Genomic DNA, 16,419 nt, shown 5'->3' with positions numbered 1-16,419 from the left:
ACATGAAAAACACAACCAGATTATTAATTATTTTAAATATAACGTTAATCTCTATTGCCTTACTTTGGGTCATTGGGGGAAATATTTATGCTCAACAGCAAAAGCAACCTATCGATCAATATTGGGATAATTTCTTTGAAAAAAAAATTGAAATAGTAAAAACCAATCAATCAGCTTTAAAACTCGAAAAATTAAGATCTATTAATTTTTTTAACAGGTTAAATGATAGGGAAGCAATAAAGTTATATTTAGAACATCAACTAGAAAATCAGTTAAAAACTATTGATATTACTCCTCAAAAAATACATCATATTTTAACTGATTTTGAGCCTAAAGTAACGGCAATTCGCCATCAAATTTTAACGAGTGATCCTCCTCAGTGGGGTACTGAAATCTATTTGAATCAGACTCGGGCAACTCCTTTACCTAGCTTTTTGTTCTTTGCTAATTTACAACAATTTTTAGCTTTAGATAGTTTAGATAAAATCCGTTCAGGTCAAATTCAAGAAGTTTTAGATAATTTAGAACTCAGTTGGAGAATCCGAGAATCCATTAGAAAACAACCCACATTAATTGCTCAACTTGTTTCTATAATTATAGATTCTTATTTGATTGGTTTATTTCGTAAGCTCGATTATGTACCTCCTGAATGGCAAGATCGCATTAATCAGTTATTGAATCAGGATTACTATAACTCTTTTTCGATCAGTAATGAGATGGAAGTATGGGCTGCATATAATAGTTTATCTAATTTGTCAATTTACTTTAAACTTATCAATAAAGATGATAACCAATCCCAAAATTCCCAAAATATTTTTGCTCAATTTATTTATTTATTCCATAAACCTTACGGAACGTTTTCAGCGATTGATCTTTTTAGAAAAAGACATTTATTTTTTCAATCTATCCCTAATAAAAATTTTTGTGATTTTGATTCTGAGAAATTTAAAAAACAATATGAACAACCTCTAGCATCATGGAATTTGATGAAAGGTGAGGAATCATTATTAACAAATCAATGGCCAAAATTATTCAGAAGATTAATTAATTGGGAACTAACACTCAAGATTATACAAGTAAAGGAAATTGCTGCAAAACAAGGCAAATGGCCGGAGAAAGTTCCTGGACTAGAAACTTCAATTTGTGAAGATCGTCAATGGATTTATAAGGTTTCTCCTGATGGTAAAACCATGTCAATTTCTTATAGTAAACCGCCTTCTTGGTGGCAAAAGCCAAAAACAGGAACAGTTGACTACCCTTTAAGTTATAGTAGCCAACAGATTCCTCGACTGAAACATAAGGAATGAAAAATAAATAAGGTGACTAATTGAGCAATAGTTTACAGTAGATCAAGGTTTCTAGGGTTTAATTGTGCAAGTTATTTATTTTTCATTCCTAATATGGAAGCGGAGCCTGATATTAGCATAAGTTCAGAGTATTAGAAACGAGGGAATCACCCTAATTTTAGGATTGCATCTCTCTAATCAATTTAGCATAAGTTTCCGAAGGGCGATCGCCTAAATGATCCTCAATTTCCCTTTCTGTACCCCGATTAAAATTAATACTAAATAACCCAAACCTGGGCGTATAAGACCCCCATTCATAATTATCCGTTAATGACCAGTGCATATAACCCAAAATCGGAATATTTTCCTTTAATAACTGTTGAATTTGACGAACATGAGCTTCTAAAAATTGGCTGCGATGCAGTTGGTCAGAGCGATGAGTGGCGATACTATTATCCGGTTTTCGACGTAACGCCATGCCATTTTCAGCAATTAAAATCGGAAGGTTATATTCCTGAGCATAATATTTACAGAAAAAAGATAATCCTTCTGGGAGCGCTCGCCAGTCCCACCATTTACTCGTAATTCCGGTCATCAACCAATTTCTTAACCCTTTAGTTTTAAATTCAAAATCAGAAAAAGACGGTAAACGGAAGGTATGGGCAATAAAAGGATCATAATAATCAATTGCTAGATAATCATAAACTTTTGGGCGAGGAGATAACATTAATTCTTGCCAATAATAGTCTAAATGTTTAAGATCAAAAGTTCGATGACCAACCCAATTTCCCGTCCAACGAGTTAACCGTCCCAATTGATAGGGAATATCTTTTTGAAAGGGTAAAGAAGCTCGACGCAAAGAGGTTTCTAAATGTTTAGCTTGAGCATAAGCATAATCTCTGATTTCCTTGGGTTTTATTTCTTTTTCCTGTGCGCCCAACAAATCCCAAATTACTTTTTCTGACCAATATAAATCACTACAATAGGTGTTTAAAGTCACCATAGGTTTGTTCCAGCCATATTTTTCATAAATATCATGAATAGAGTTATAAGCTCGAATATGAGCAGCTAATAAATGATTATAAGCTCGCCAAACCGCCTTAATTCCGGTAAAATTTCCGGCGGGAAATTGACCACTTAAATAGGTATTTAAAACTAAAATATTCGGTTCATTAATAGTAATATACCAATGAATTGGCGGCTGTTGATGATAATCGGTTAAACGTCGATTAATATGGGTAACACTTACGGTTACATAATCAATAAAACAATCAATGGTTTCTGCGGATAACCAAGCATCTATTCCTAACCAAGCGGGATGGGTAAAATGATGTAAGGTAATAATAGGTTCTAAGCCATATTGACGACAGGTGGCAATGCGTTCGGCATAGTCATCTAAGACATTAAAATCATAATTTGGGGCGGGAGAAATTTCGGCGGTTGTTATCGGTTGAATCCGACTCCATTCTAACCCTAACCGAAAGGAATTTAACCCTAATTTTTGACAATTAGAAAAATCTTCCGGGTAGCGCGTCCAAAATTCGGAAGCGTTTCCAGTCCTCATTACTTTGCATTTTTGTTCACTTTCTGACCAATTATTTTGAGGTTGTCCTACACCATTATAACCGCCTTCACTTTGATAACCCGATGTGGCAACACCCCATAAAAAGTTACTGTTATTAGTCAAAATTTAATCTCCTTTTGGTAATATATTAATTGGCACTGAAACCTTGACAATAATCAAGTTTAATCTAACCACAAAGACACAAAGACACAAAGAATAAGAGCAAATTATTATTCCACTATGTTTCTAAAAACTATTGCCTATTCTCCTTTGAAATTACTGTTGAATTTGTGATAAAATATTCTCAGCAATATTAAGTGCCGCCCGGGGTTCTCCTAATTCTAAAGCGGATGCTTGCATTTGGGATAGTCTTTCTGAGTGGTTTAACAGAAACTTTACACAGTGGGCAACCATTTCGGGTAATCTTAACTGCACTCCCGCCCCCGCCGCTACGATTAAATCAGCATTCCATTCTTCTTGACCCGGAAATGGGTCTACAATAATCATCGGTTTACCTCGTGCTAAAACTTCACTAACAATTAATCCCCCCGCTTTCGTAATTACTAAATCACTGGCGACGATTAAATCATCAACATAATCAACTAATCCTAATTTTAGGAGTTCCGTTTCTGGGGTGGAGTTTAATTCTGTTAAGGAATCTAAAAGTTGTTCATTCCGTCCTGCGGCTACAATTATAGTGCCAACTTCTGAGGTATTCATCAATTGAGAAACCATCAAACGTACCCGCTTATAATGTAATCCCCCGCCAAATATTGTAACTACAGGTTTGTCGGTTTTGAGTTGATAACGTTCTCGAATTTCAACTTGAGATTTAGTTTCTAATACTTCAAGTTTAATCGGGATTCCTGTGACATGAAGAATAGCCGGGTCAACTCCTCGTTTAATCAGAAAATCCGTAGTTAAATCATTGGGTAAATAATAACCATCGACTTCTTTATTAATCCAACTACTGTGAGCAATTACATCTGTAATTACCACATAATGGGGTTTTGAAATCCGTTCTTCTTCTTCTAATAGTTGCAATAAACGACTAGGAATTTGCTGTACACAAACAATAGCATCGGGATTAATTTCTTCAATCAAATGCCGCAGTTTTCTAAAAAAACCCGCTCTATTTTAGCCGTAACAATATTTAATTCTAAAGACCGTTCTAAATCTTCTAAATCTGTTCCTTCATAATAGGCGCGATAAATTTGAGGAGCTTTTTCGCTCAATTGTTTATAAATACTGGTAACGGCATTTCGATAAATAGAACTGGCATACTCTAAGGCATCTTCTACCGTAACGGTAACATCTGGAAACTGGGAAAAAGCCTGATTTAATGCTTGTGCGGCACTATTATGTCCAGCCCCCAAAGAAGAAGATAAAATCAAGATATGGGTCATAATGAATTAAGAGTTGTGGTTTTTGAGTAGAGTATTATTGAAGGTAATGGGTAATGGGTAATGGGTAATATTAATTGATTGTTCGAGTGTTCTAATAATGATTAAACTGACTCTTACACTGATAACTGATAACTGTTAACTGATGACTGATAACTGTTTAAAAAATTTTCCCTATGGATAGGGTTGAATTATCTTTCCATCGCTTCCACAGACTTAGGAACTCCTGCACTTAATACTTCATACCCCCCAGAAGTTACTAAGACATCATCCTCAATTCTTACCCCAATTCCGTGCCAACATTCGGGAATTTCCGGTTGTCCTTCAACGGGTTTAATATTAGGAGAAATATAGATACCCGGTTCGACCGTTAGTATTTGTCCTGGTTGCAATGGTTGAGGATTTTCACCCCATTGATATACCCCAACATCATGGACATCTAAACCTAACCAATGTCCGGTTCGGTGCATATAAAAAGGTTTATATTTTTCTTCCTTAATAATTTCCTCAATATCTCCAACTAATAACCCTAAATCCATTAAACCTTCCACCAATACCCGCACCGCAGTATCGTGAATATTTTTATAGGGATTTCCAGGTTTAACTTGTTCAATGGCTGCTAATTGGGCTTCTAAAACCAGTTCATAAATAATTTTTTGTTCTGGTGTAAACTTACCCCCAACTGGAAAAGTTCTGGTGATATCTCCATTATAATATTGATAACAACATCCCGCATCAATTAATAGTAAATCATTATTTTGTATTTGACAATTGTTTTCCACATAATGCAAAATACAAGCATTTTTCCCCGATGCCACAATCGAAGGATAGGCAACTGTTCCCCCATTTAAGCCAAAAATATGTTCGATTTCTGCTTGAATTTCATACTCATAACGTCCGGGTTGAGCAAATTCCCTAGCATGGTTATGAGCTTTCACAGAAATTTCTATAGCTTTCCGCATTAACTCTAATTCTGTTTCACTTTTAATTAAACGGATGGGATGTAAAATATTACAAACATCTTCAATAGCAATCGGCCCCGTGCCATGTTTGGGATAAACTCTTAATAGTTTTTGCCAATGTTTTAAAATCTTTTCATTGAATTTTTCATCCCGTCCTAAACGATAATAAATCCGGTCGGCTTTTTGTAAATATTGGGGTAACTTTTCATCTAATTCATTAATAGGATAAACCTCATCCGCCCCATAAAGTTCTTTAGCTTTTTCTACCCCCGTAATATACCCTGACCAAGTTTCTTTTACTGGGTCTTGCGGTTGCACAAATAAAACAAATTTATGTTCTTCATGGTGAGGGGCAAAAACAGCAACGGCATTGGCTTCATTAAACCCAGTTAAATAGAAAAAATCACTATCTTGGCGAAAATTATATTCCACATCATTGTGCATAACTGCCATGGGCGCACTTCTGAAAATGGCAGTTCCCTGCTTAATATTTGCCATTAATTGTTCCCGTCGTTGCCGATATTCTGTTTGAGTAATCATGTTATTGTTCCTTTTCAATCAATAATAATTCCGTAGGGGCAGGTTCACCGGGATATTTGACACTCCACCAATAATCTCAATAAACCCGCCTCTACAGATTTTGTTCAATATCTTACCAGCTTTTTTCCCGGAATTTATTCATATTATAATGGTAGAGATGTTTTTCCTAAAGTCGTTGCGCTTGGGCACTTAGGGAGTGTTAAAGTGCAACAACGGCTGATCATCTAAACATAAAAATTCATGAAAATAGAAGACTATCCACTTGCTAAAGAATTGCTCTTTGATGCTGAAGGTAACATTAGTCAAGTCATACTTAATTATACTGACTATCAATATCTTCTCGACGCCCTCGAAGATCGCGGACTTCTCCTCGCTATGGATGAAGTCAAACATGAAAAACCGTTAAGTTTACAGGAAGCACTTACAGAACTGGAAAAAGAATGAATATCGAATATTTACCCAGTTTTATGAAGGATTTAAAAGCTCTGAAAAGTACACCTGTATTTGATCAAATCAAGGCGATCGCTTTTGAAGAAATACCAAATATTACCGATTTACAGACAATTATTAACCTGAAAAAATTAAAAGGGGATGACAATGCCTATCGGCTTAGGGTTGGCGACTATCGAATAGGTTTTTATTTTGATGGCGAAACTGTTACTTTTGCTAGAGTTCTCCACCGGAAGGATATTTATCGTTACTTTCCCCCCTAAAAAACTAAACTTCGTAGTGAGGCGTTCACGCCTCAGAAGCAGAAAGCCCTAAAGGGCTTACTACAAGATTGTTCACGCCTCAGAAGCAGAAAGCCCTGAAGGGCTTACTACGGGTGATAAAAAACAAGGGTTAAGCTATGCTTTACCCTCGTTAATTTTAAGTTAATTGTGACTGAAATTGAGATTAAATCACAGCCGCAAACCGTTCTTTTTCAGGAACTTCTGTGTACTCGGCGACAATTTGCCGAAATTCATCGCCGTCGATGCTTTCTTTTTCAATCAAAAGATCCACTAACCGATCAATTACTGCTCGGTTTTCCTGAATAATTTGACAGGCTCGCTGATAACAATGTTCGGCAATAGTACGAATTTGACTATCAATGCGAGAGGCGATTTCATTAGAATATTCCGTGCGAGTGGCAAAGTCCCGACCTAAGAAAACTTCCTGTTGAGATTCTAAGGACAATGGCCCCAAATCCGACATTCCGTAACGAGTTACCATCTGCCGTGCCATGCCCGCAACCTGCTGTAAATCGCCTCCAGCGCCCGTTGTAACTTCCGAATCACCAAAAATGATATCTTCAGCCGCCCGACCGCCCAAGGCCCCAGTAATCCGGGCTAGGATTTGGGAACGGGAAATCAAGCCTTGATCTTCATCGGGCATAAACCAAGTTAAACCCTGGGCTTGACCCCGGGGAATTAACGTGACTTTCTGCACCGGATCATGTTCTTTGATTAGGGTTCCAACGATCGCATGACCGACTTCGTGGTAAGCAATTAATCGTTTGCTCTTGCCATCAATTAAGGGGGTTCCTTCCATCCCGGCAATTACCCGATCCACCGCATCATCAATTTCGATCATGGTCATGCCTTCTTTGCGACGGCGGGCGGTTAAAATTGCGGCTTCGTTGAGCAGGTTGGCTAAGTCAGCCCCGGTAAACCCAGGCGTCCGACGGGCGATCGCTTCTAAGGAAACTTCCTCGGAAATTTTCTTATTGCGGGCGTGAACTTCCAATACCGCTAAACGGCCCTTAATATCCGGCGCGTCCACGGTAATTTGGCGGTCAAACCGACCCGGACGTAAGAGAGCGGAGTCGAGAACATCAGGGCGGTTAGTGGCGGCAATAATAATAATTCCGGTATTGCCCTCAAACCCGTCCATTTCCGTTAATAATTGGTTCAGGGTTTGTTCCCGTTCGTCATTTCCCCCGCCAATACCTGCACCCCGTTGACGACCAACGGCGTCAATTTCATCAATAAAGACGATACAAGGGGCGGTTTCTTTGGCTTTTTTGAATAGGTCACGGACACGGGACGCGCCCACACCCACAAACATTTCCACAAATTCCGAACCGGAGATACTGAAAAAGGGAACTCCGGCTTCCCCGGCGATCGCTTTAGCTAATAAAGTTTTACCCGTCCCTGGAGGGCCAACTAATAATACCCCTTTGGGAATTCTAGCCCCGACTGCGGTAAACCTTTCGGGTTTTTTCAGGAAAGTAACGACTTCTTGTAATTCTTCTTTGGCTTCTTCTACCCCAGCCACATCATCAAATAAAACTCCGGTTTTAGCGTCCATTTGAAATTTAGCCTTGGACTTGCCAAAGTTCATGGCTTGACCGGGGCCACCGGGAACGTTATTGGAGCGACGGAATAAGAAGAATAGACCTGCAATTAATAAAATCGGGAAGATCAGATTTCCCAATAGTCCCCAGAGGGCGCCATCATTGCGAGGGGGGTGGGTATCAAAACTAATTTGGGACTCTCTTAACCGGGCGATCAATTCTGGGGCGTTATTGGGTAAGTCCACCCGCAGTCTTTGAACTCGGTTATCGAGTTGGGGATCGACCGCATCGACAATGGCCGTGCGTCCGCCATCATAGAGTTCTACACTGGTGACACGACCCGCATTCAGATAGTCTAAGAAACGACCATAGCTCATGCGGGTGCTGGCGGTGTTTTTGCCGAATTCTGCGGGGGCTGTGGCAAAAGCTCCTTGCCAGACAAAAAACCCGATGACTAAGGCAGGTAAAGTCCAAAGCAGTATGGTTTTCCAGGATGTTTTCATAAATTGCGTTGCCCTATGGTGTGGAATATAGAATTTGCGATCGCTTTTTGTTATTCATAATCTTAACTAAATTTAACGTAATATTTCAGTATCAGGCAACTGACTTCCTTAAAATTGTGGTAATAGCTAGGGATGCCATAGAATCAGACAATGGGTGCGTCCATCCGGTTTTCAACAAGACTTCCGGTAAGACCTCAATTTGATCAGAAAACTCAAAAGTTGTTATTTTCGATCATTAACTTGGTTTTCAATTGAGTACAACCCAGTAGCTATAATGATTACAGGGTTTAGCAGACTCGGTTGCTGCTGTAGTTCTCTCCAAAGAGAACCCAAAATCCCAGATTTTACTGATTGTTTGTTGTCGGTTTCTTGAAAGTAGGTAAAATTGGCAACAGATAAGGCATTATATATTTTGAATCTCCGTGAGGTAACATATTCCGATGCAAGAAGGTGGTAACAGACAGCCCGGACAACCAGTCGCCGCAGCCGCAGCGGCTGCAATGCTGAATCGGCAAACGCCGACAGCAGGCAAAAAAACGATTTTAAGTATTGATTTAGGACGGACATCGACAAAGGCTTCCACCAGTCGTAACCCGAATGAAGTCGTTTTTATTCCTTCCAATATCAAAGCACTGACGGTGGATACCGCTAGAGGCGGTGGCTTTGAGTCGAAAAATACCGATCCGCTTCTGGATATTTGGGTGGAATATCAGGGCATGGGTTATGCCGTGGGTCAACTCGCGGCTGACTTTGGAGCCAGTTTGTTCAAAGATGGTTCCGATTCCCCTTCTAAAGTTGATGATGCTTTAATTAAACTTTTTGCTTGTATCGGCTACTTCAAGTTACAAGGCGACATTGATGTTGTTCTGGGACTGCCTTTCTATTCTCAATCACAATTTGAGCAAGAGAAAGAACATATCACTCGTTTACTCAGTGGTGGCCATGATATGCTCTATCGGGGCGAAAAGATCTCCGTTAATGTGACTACGGTTCGGATCATGCCTGAAGGCTATGGCAGCTTGATTTGGCTGGAAGCTCAAGGCGGCCAAGGAGTTCCCAATTTTGCTGATCTCTCTGTGGCGATTGTGGATGTCGGTCATCAAACCACCGATTTCTTAACTGTTGATCGCTTCCGTTTTGCCAGGGGGGTTTCCCAAAGTGACACCTTTGCTATGGGTAAATTCTATGAAGAAGTGGCGAGTAAAATTGAAGGCGCCGATAGTCAGTCTCTATACTTACTTGAAGCTGTTCATAAACCCGCCGGAGAACGGTTATATCGTCCTCGTGGAGCCGTTAAACCTTTTAACTTAGATGATATTGTGCCGGAATTACGGAAAAATTTTGCCCGGGATTTATCCGATCGCGTTGTTCGATGGTTACCTGAACGGGTAACGGATGTGGTCGTGACCGGGGGCGGTGGCGAATTTTTCTGGGAAGATCTACAACCTCTGCTCAAAAACGCAGGTCTGAGAGCCCATTTAGTTCAACCTTCGCGTAAAGCTAATGCTTTAGGACAGTATGTCTACGGTGAAGCTCAGTTAGCCCGACGTTAATTTTGTGAGTTCAACCCGTCCTGAACTCAGTTTCACTGGGCAAGGGCGGGTTTAATTTTGGTTCTGGGGCATCCCGATTCTGATACACTAACAAAGGGTGATTCTGGTTAATTATTGTTTGGATCAAAATTTTCCAGGCTCCAAACTCAATAATGGGATAACTGTAGGTCTGGATTTATATTATGCTGTGGCCAAATCGCAAACAAACTCAGTCGGTAACATTCACGGAAGATGCCGCAGATCAGACATTATTAGATGCCATTGAACAGGAATTATCCCAGGCAAAGTATCAAACGTTTAGCAATCTTTGTAAACAAGCTCTGTGGCAATTCCTATTATTATCTAAATCCGAACCCACATCCCCACCACCAGCGTCGGAGACTCCTAACCCTAATTCACCTCAAGTTTTACCTGTTTTACCGAATTTACAGCCCCTTGAAGAACGGTTATTCGAAATTAAAAATAAATTAACAGATTTAGAAAAAAAGGTACTAGCTGACGATGGAACTAAGATAGAAAAATTGGAGACTCAATTCCATCAATTAACCCAACAAGTGACGCAATTACAAACATCAATTAACCAAAAATTAACTGAAATTGCCACAGGTTTAGAAACGGTTAAATCTCAACCTGTGATCATCATGGAGTCAAAACCTCCCCAACCAGAACCAGAACCCGTTTCCCAAGAAGCGATGGCAGAAGTTGATCCTTTACTTAAACGTTTAGGTTCTTTATTAGATGATTTTTAGGGAATAGGGAATAGGGAATAGGGAACAGGGAACAGGGAATAGGGAATAGGTAATAGGTAATAGGTAATGGGTAATAGGTAATAGGTAATGGGTAATAGAAAAAAAGAATGTACTTTTTATTATTTATGATTCCCCACTTTTTAGGAGAATAAACTCTCCTAATATTTGGCGTTGAGCCTCTAATAATTCTTTAATTCCTAGTTCAGCAAAATCCAAAATTTTATTGAGTTTTTCTCGATTAAAACTACCAGATTCCGCCGTACCTTGGATTTCAATAATTTCTAATTCTTCGGTCATTACCAAATTAAAATCAATATCGGCGGCCACATCTTCGGGATAATTCAAATCTAAATAGGGTTCTCCTTCTAATAGTCCCACAGAAATCGCAGCAATTTGATGACAGATGGGTAATTGTTGCAGTTGTCCTTTTTCAACTAATGTATTTAAGGCATCAACTAGCGCCACAAACCCCCCGGTAATAGCCGTAGTTCGCGTTCCTGCATCCGCTTGAATTACATCGGTATCAACCGTAATGGTAAATTCTCCTAATGCTTTTAAATCCACCGCAGCCCTTAAACTACGTCCAATTAATCGTTGAATTTCTTGAGTTCTTCCTGATAATTTTAACAATTCTCTCGGTTGACGTTGGGGTGTTGCCCCAGGTAACATTCGATATTCTGCGGTTAACCATCCCTGTCCTGTATGCTGTAAAAATTTAGGCACTCCCGGCTCAATACTAACGGTACATAAGACTTTTGTATCCCCACTTTTTGCTAACACAGAACCCGGGGAAAAACGAGTAAAATTCCGTTCAAAACTCACAGGACGAAGTTGATTTGGTTCTCTATGATCAGGACGTTTCCACATAATTAATTAAAAGTAATTGTAGTCAGCCCTTTAGGGCTGTATTATATTAATTGAGACGTTGACAAATCTCTTGATAAATTTGTTCTGGAGATTGCTCCCCATTAATATCTAAAAGACGATTGGTGAGTTCATAATATTCTAAAATGGGAACTGTACGTTGATAAAATAACTCAATACGACGTTCAATAATTCCCAGTTGATCATCAGCCCTTGAACGCTCTAAAGAACGCCTTTTTAATACCATTTCTGGTACATTAAAATAAATCGCCCAATTTAACTGTTGTTCTAAATCTTCTAATAAAAAATCCAATTCTTCCGCCTGAAATGAGGTACGGGGATAACCGTCTAAAAGCCAACCCTTCGCCACCGCAGGTTCTAACAATTGTTGACGGACAAATTGAATCATAATTTCGTCTGGGACTAACTCGCCTTTTTCTACATAGGGTTTAGCTTGTTGACCCAATTCCGTATCAGAAATGATCCTTTGTCTCAAAATCTGACCCATATCTAAGCAAGGAATACCCAAATCACTACATAACAGTTTGGCTTGAGTTCCCTTTCCTGCTCCTGGGCCACCTAGAATCACCAGTCTCACAATATTTAGCTCCTCCGATGTTCAAATTTAACCATTTTTTAAATCCATGATTTAATTTCCTCCTTTAACCATTCCCAAAACCGATGTCGGATTTAATAAAAATGATGCCCCTTTTTGAGTAATTTCTTCAGAAAGATGTATCTGTTTTAAGGTGACTAAGCCATCATTAATATATAAATCTCTTACCATCGCCTTGTCTCCAGAATTAAAAACAGTCTCATAAAAGACTTCCTTAATTCCTGTAGAAATAATTAATTTTAAACAGGAAATACAAGGTTCTAAGGTAACATAAATACTTCCCCCATTACAACAAATTCCATGTTTTGCCGCCTGTGCGATCGCATTTGCTTCTGCGTGAACCGCCCGGGAAGGTAACACCGAACTGGCATCACAGGTGCTTAACCCCGGATAACAATAGCCTTGGGTGGTACAGTGAATGGAACCAGAGGGCGATCCATTATAACCCGTAGCCAACATTTGTCGGTCTTTAACAATTACTGCACCCACGGGAAAGACTAAACAGGTGGAGCGCGTAGCCACCAATTTAGCCATCATCATAAAATACTCATCCCAAGTCGGTCGCAGGGGCGGTTTATAGTTTTCTGGTAAGTCTTCCATGCTAATAAAATAATAGAAATTAGTGGGGTTTTGTGGAGATTAATCCCGTAGACCCAAATCCATTATCGCTTCTTTTGGTATCACTTAACTGTTGAACTTCTTGAATCTCTACCCGCAAAACCGGGGCGATCACCATTTGAGCAATTTTCATGCCTTTTGTAATATTAAAGGATGTTTTGCCATGATTAATCAAAATTACTCCGATTTCTCCCCGATATCCGGCATCAATAGTTCCGGGGGCATTCAGAACTGTGATTTGATGTTTTAAGGCTAAACCACTTCTAGGTCTAATTTGGGCTTCTGTTCCTGGGGGTAATTCAATTGCAATTCCGGTGGGAATTAATTGACTTTCTCCTGGAGAAATAGTGGTATTAGCGATCGCAAATAAATCCAATCCCGCATCCCCAATATGAGCATATTGAGGTAAAATTGCGGCTTCATTCAGTTTTAAAATGTTTAATTTCATATTTAAAGGGAATAGGGAACAGCCCCCCCTAGCCCCCCGTGCACGGCAGGGCTGTTTCAAAGTCGGGTGGAAAAGAGTAAAGAAAGAGCGATCGCTACCTGATAAAATCAAGAGCGACCGCTAGTTTTTTACAAAAATAAAGATGCTAACAACTCTAATAGAAAAACTGAAAAAAGTCAAGGATTACCGGAAAGCCCAAGGAATAAGGCATCCGATTTGGGTAGTATTATTAATAGTCATTTTGGGGCTAATGTCGAGAAATTTAGGGTACAGAGAAATCGAAAATTTTGCTAAAATCAATCAAAAAGAACTCAGTCAAGTTTTAAAAATTCAGCTAGAAAAACCGCCATCATACTCAACAATAAGAAGAGTAATAGAAGGAGTAGATTGGTCAAATTTAATCGAGATATTTAATGAGATGTGTATTAAACCTGAAAAAGTTGGAGAACAAAAAAGTTTCGGTTTATCAAGTGAATAGCAACTTTCACAAAGGCTGGAAACATCTGAAAATTGTGATTCAGATAGAAAGAAGTGGCAACAGAGGGAAAAAACCCTACAAAGAAAAAGTATATTATATCAGTAGTGCAGTCAACGAGGCGAAAACCTTAGCTCAAATTATTAAAGGACATTGGGGGATTGAGAATCAATGCCATTGGGTAAAAGATGTAATTTTTCAAGAAGATAAAAGCCGAATCCGTAACTTTCAAGCGGCTACCAACTTCTCAACTCTAAAAACTCTGGTGATCAATCTTTTCAGAAGTTGGGGTTTTGTATCAATAACAGAAGGACAACGGTGGTTAACTGATCACTGGCACAAAATTTTTATTATCTCGGAACTGTTTCCCCTGAAATCCTCAAGATAATCGAGTAAATCAGCGGCAAAAATCCAAATAAAATAGATATAAATCCTCTATGGTAAAGATATAGAGAAGTTTTTTTTGCTTAAAAATCAGAAAGATGATACCTTGAGCAATATTCCTGATAATTCAGTTAGAATTACTCGGTTTTTTCGCCGAATGAGGCAAAAATTGGGGAGTTAAATTGAGTCCCCAATTTTGGAAAATGAAACAGCCCTGCCGTGCACGGGGGCTAGGGGGGGAGGGAACAGGGAATAGGGAATAACTGATGACTGATGACTGATGACTGATGACTGATGACTGATAACTGATAACTGATGACTGATGACTGAATTACGGTGCTAGTCGAGCTTTTCCGAGTCGAGTATGTTCATACCATTTAGCAATTTCTGGAACCCATTCTTCAACATGAGGCCAAATTAAATCACAGAGTTTTTGAATTTCTAACTGGGCATCTTTTTTAAACCGTAAATCCAGAAAATGTAATAACGCCCTCAAGGTAAAACTAACCACAAAATGTTGACGATAATCAAAGGGAACTTTGCCCCTGGCGTGTTCTTCGGACATTCCATTATCAATATCAATTTTATAGCGTTTTGCGGCTTCTAAACACCAGTTTAAATCCTGTTGACGTTGTTCAGGAGAATAGTAGTATTTTTTGCCTTGGCGATCGCTATAATTTCCCACAGGTCTTAAATAAAACGCATCTTCAATATTACCTTTACCCTCAGCTATTGCTAATACTTTCCCCGAAGTATAGCGGTAAGAGTTGTGAACAACCACCCCATTAGCAACAAAATTATGATGAGGAGCAGCCATGACTAAATCATAAGTTGGCTCTATTCCAACATATTCAATGGAAACAATTTTAACGGGATGAGCGCATAACGGATTTTTCTGATCCTGTTTATGATGTCTGGTATGACAAGGCGAACACAGAACTTCTAAGTTAGTTTGATCAAAAGCTAGTTCTGGATGCTGGGAAACTTCTAAAATATGATGGATAGAAAGCCTTCTTGTTCCTCCACATCGAGCGCATTTTTCACCCTTTTCTTCAAGAATTCGCTGACGGTTAGATTTAAGCCAATGATAAACCCGCTTTTCCACAGGTAAATCAGGTTTCCAAGACGGATGATCTTCTCCCTTTAGAATTGTACCATTTTCAACCCTTTGCGCTGTAATTGATCTCCCATGATTTGCCCTCCGTTCTCGTTCTTCTTCAGAAATATTAATCTTATATTTTAACCCTTGGTTCCATTGTTTTTTCTGCCAGGTTAACTCATAATAGTAAGCCCATTTTTTGACAGTTTCCACCGAACATCCAACCAGAGCCGCGACTTCTTTCGGAGTCAGTCCTTCAGAAAACTTTGACTCTAACCATTCTTTATTTTGATAAGTCTGATCTGCATTTTTTAACGGTTGACCATTAACAAGCACCTCAGAACCAACCCCAAGTTGAGCTAAAATCCGCCAACCATAAGGGGTTAATATTTTATGGTTTTGAGTACATTTCAACTGTTTGCCATCGGCAAGGGTGACTTGATAAACGGGATTAAACCCATTAAAAATGATATCCTCAATATGATTATAAGTAAAGGTATTATTATCTTCATTTAAGCTACGAACCCGCATTTTTTTAATCCGGTTTTTACAATCCCGTCGATAGAAACCTGGGGGTTCATCATTTCTACCCTTGATCTTACGTTCTCGAATTGCTTGCTCTCCATGATGCCAGAGATCATAAAGTTCACCAATCGTCTTTTTTAATTTTTTAGAACTTTCACCGTCAATATTGACAAAAGTAATAACAACCTCTGCCGAAAGACACTGAACATCAAAACTGATGCCGATCCGATGAGTTCTAGCTTGCTGCATAACACTATGGGGAAAATAACCACAACCCAAGACAATTTGACAGTGTTCTAAGGGCCCATAATGTCCCCTTTCCCCCGCTAATAAACGCTTGACAATAACCTCCCCAGCTTTTTCTTCAGACGGCCAAGATTCTCGTTCCGCGACAACAAACTGATCGCTATAATCTTGGTGCATGGCAGCATAAATAACTTGCTGAGGAAAAGGAGTTTTAGCAATAACTTCTACACGAAATCGATCCATTTATGATTAAATCTTTAATAGTTTAAGCATCTAATATTAAAGCACTAAATGGATCAATTTGAT

15 protein-coding genes and 2 pseudogenes are annotated in these 16,419 nt (G+C 39.1%); 6 read left to right on the top strand and 11 right to left on the bottom strand.

The window, feature by feature from the left end; genetic code table 11:
- Window positions 1-2 precede the first annotated feature (2 nt).
- Window positions 3-1,307 carry a hypothetical protein gene (locus AC559H_RS11345; RefSeq protein ID WP_026795791.1) on the top strand — a complete coding sequence of 435 codons (1,305 nt, stop codon included), beginning with the start codon at window positions 3-5 and terminating at the stop codon, window positions 1,305-1,307.
- A 157-nt stretch (window positions 1,308-1,464) separates the two neighbouring features.
- Here AC559H_RS11345 and AC559H_RS11340 read toward each other — a convergent pair whose 3' ends face one another.
- From AC559H_RS11340 to AC559H_RS11320, 5 genes and pseudogenes are all read right to left on the bottom strand, one after another.
- On the bottom strand, window positions 1,465-2,013 hold the full coding sequence (locus AC559H_RS11340; protein ID WP_413466064.1) for a family 1 glycosylhydrolase: 549 nt from the start codon (window positions 2,011-2,013) through the stop codon (window positions 1,465-1,467).
- A gap of 306 nt (window positions 2,014-2,319) precedes the next feature.
- Window positions 2,320-2,973, bottom strand: a pseudogene (locus tag AC559H_RS11335) (family 1 glycosylhydrolase); the annotation flags it as partial.
- A gap of 153 nt (window positions 2,974-3,126) precedes the next feature.
- On the bottom strand, window positions 3,127-3,954 hold the full coding sequence (locus AC559H_RS11330; protein WP_051319816.1) for an MGDG synthase family glycosyltransferase: 828 nt from the start codon (window positions 3,952-3,954) through the stop codon (window positions 3,127-3,129).
- Complete coding sequence (locus AC559H_RS11325) at window positions 3,951-4,256, bottom strand: MGDG synthase family glycosyltransferase (protein WP_051319817.1); 306 nt, start codon at window positions 4,254-4,256, stop codon at window positions 3,951-3,953. Before AC559H_RS11325 ends, AC559H_RS11330 begins: the two co-directional genes overlap by 4 nt.
- A gap of 188 nt (window positions 4,257-4,444) precedes the next feature.
- Window positions 4,445-5,755, bottom strand: a complete 1,311-nt coding sequence (locus AC559H_RS11320; protein WP_026795793.1) for an aminopeptidase P N-terminal domain-containing protein — start codon at window positions 5,753-5,755, stop codon at window positions 4,445-4,447.
- Between the two features lie 240 nt (window positions 5,756-5,995).
- On the opposite strand from AC559H_RS11320, the gene AC559H_RS11315 reads away from it, so the two are divergent.
- Both AC559H_RS11315 and AC559H_RS11310 read left to right on the top strand, forming a co-directional pair.
- Window positions 5,996-6,199, top strand: a complete 204-nt coding sequence (locus AC559H_RS11315; protein ID WP_026795794.1) for a RelB antitoxin-like protein — start codon at window positions 5,996-5,998, stop codon at window positions 6,197-6,199.
- A complete protein-coding gene (locus AC559H_RS11310) occupies window positions 6,196-6,468 on the top strand; it encodes a type II toxin-antitoxin system RelE family toxin (RefSeq protein ID WP_026795795.1) in 273 nt (90 codons plus the stop codon). The genes AC559H_RS11315 and AC559H_RS11310 overlap by 4 nt, the downstream gene beginning before the upstream one ends.
- Window positions 6,469-6,652: 184 nt before the next feature.
- Here AC559H_RS11310 and ftsH2 read toward each other — a convergent pair whose 3' ends face one another.
- Window positions 6,653-8,536 (bottom strand): ATP-dependent zinc metalloprotease FtsH2, encoded by a 1,884-nt coding sequence (ftsH2, locus tag AC559H_RS11305; protein WP_026788731.1) that lies wholly within the window; start codon window positions 8,534-8,536, stop codon window positions 6,653-6,655.
- 440 nt (window positions 8,537-8,976) lie between these two features.
- Between ftsH2 and fcmB the strand changes: the two genes are divergently transcribed.
- Both fcmB and fcmC read left to right on the top strand, forming a co-directional pair.
- A complete protein-coding gene (gene fcmB, locus AC559H_RS11300; RefSeq protein ID WP_026795796.1) occupies window positions 8,977-10,089 on the top strand; it encodes a filament morphology actin-like protein FcmB in 1,113 nt (370 codons plus the stop codon).
- Between the two features lie 182 nt (window positions 10,090-10,271).
- Window positions 10,272-10,838, top strand: a complete 567-nt coding sequence (fcmC, locus tag AC559H_RS11295; protein ID WP_026795797.1) for a filament morphology membrane protein FcmC — start codon at window positions 10,272-10,274, stop codon at window positions 10,836-10,838.
- Between the two features lie 123 nt (window positions 10,839-10,961).
- Here the strand turns inward: fcmC and rph are convergent, their stop codons facing one another.
- From rph to dut, 4 genes are read right to left on the bottom strand one after another with little or no spacing between them, the layout of a single operon-like run.
- Complete coding sequence (gene rph / locus AC559H_RS11290) at window positions 10,962-11,708, bottom strand: ribonuclease PH (protein ID WP_026795798.1); 747 nt, start codon at window positions 11,706-11,708, stop codon at window positions 10,962-10,964.
- A gap of 43 nt (window positions 11,709-11,751) precedes the next feature.
- A complete protein-coding gene (locus AC559H_RS11285; protein ID WP_026788735.1) occupies window positions 11,752-12,300 on the bottom strand; it encodes an adenylate kinase in 549 nt (182 codons plus the stop codon).
- A gap of 51 nt (window positions 12,301-12,351) precedes the next feature.
- Complete coding sequence (locus AC559H_RS11280) at window positions 12,352-12,918, bottom strand: deoxycytidylate deaminase (protein WP_026788736.1); 567 nt, start codon at window positions 12,916-12,918, stop codon at window positions 12,352-12,354.
- 19 nt (window positions 12,919-12,937) lie between these two features.
- Window positions 12,938-13,384, bottom strand: a complete 447-nt coding sequence (dut, locus tag AC559H_RS11275) for a dUTP diphosphatase (RefSeq protein ID WP_026795799.1) — start codon at window positions 13,382-13,384, stop codon at window positions 12,938-12,940.
- Between the two features lie 142 nt (window positions 13,385-13,526).
- Between dut and AC559H_RS11270 the strand changes: the two are divergent.
- Window positions 13,527-14,247: pseudogene (locus AC559H_RS11270) on the top strand (ISAs1 family transposase).
- Between the two features lie 327 nt (window positions 14,248-14,574).
- Here AC559H_RS11270 and AC559H_RS11265 read toward each other — a convergent pair.
- Window positions 14,575-16,356, bottom strand: a complete 1,782-nt coding sequence (locus tag AC559H_RS11265; protein WP_026788738.1) for an FAD-dependent thymidylate synthase — start codon at window positions 16,354-16,356, stop codon at window positions 14,575-14,577.
- Window positions 16,357-16,419: the final 63 nt, after the last annotated feature.

The sequence above is a fragment of the Planktothrix prolifica NIVA-CYA 540 genome (assembly GCF_963864145.1).
In the GTDB taxonomy this organism is placed as follows: domain Bacteria; phylum Cyanobacteriota; class Cyanobacteriia; order Cyanobacteriales; family Microcoleaceae; genus Planktothrix; species Planktothrix agardhii.
This window is presented reverse-complemented; position numbering and strand designations above follow the sequence as displayed.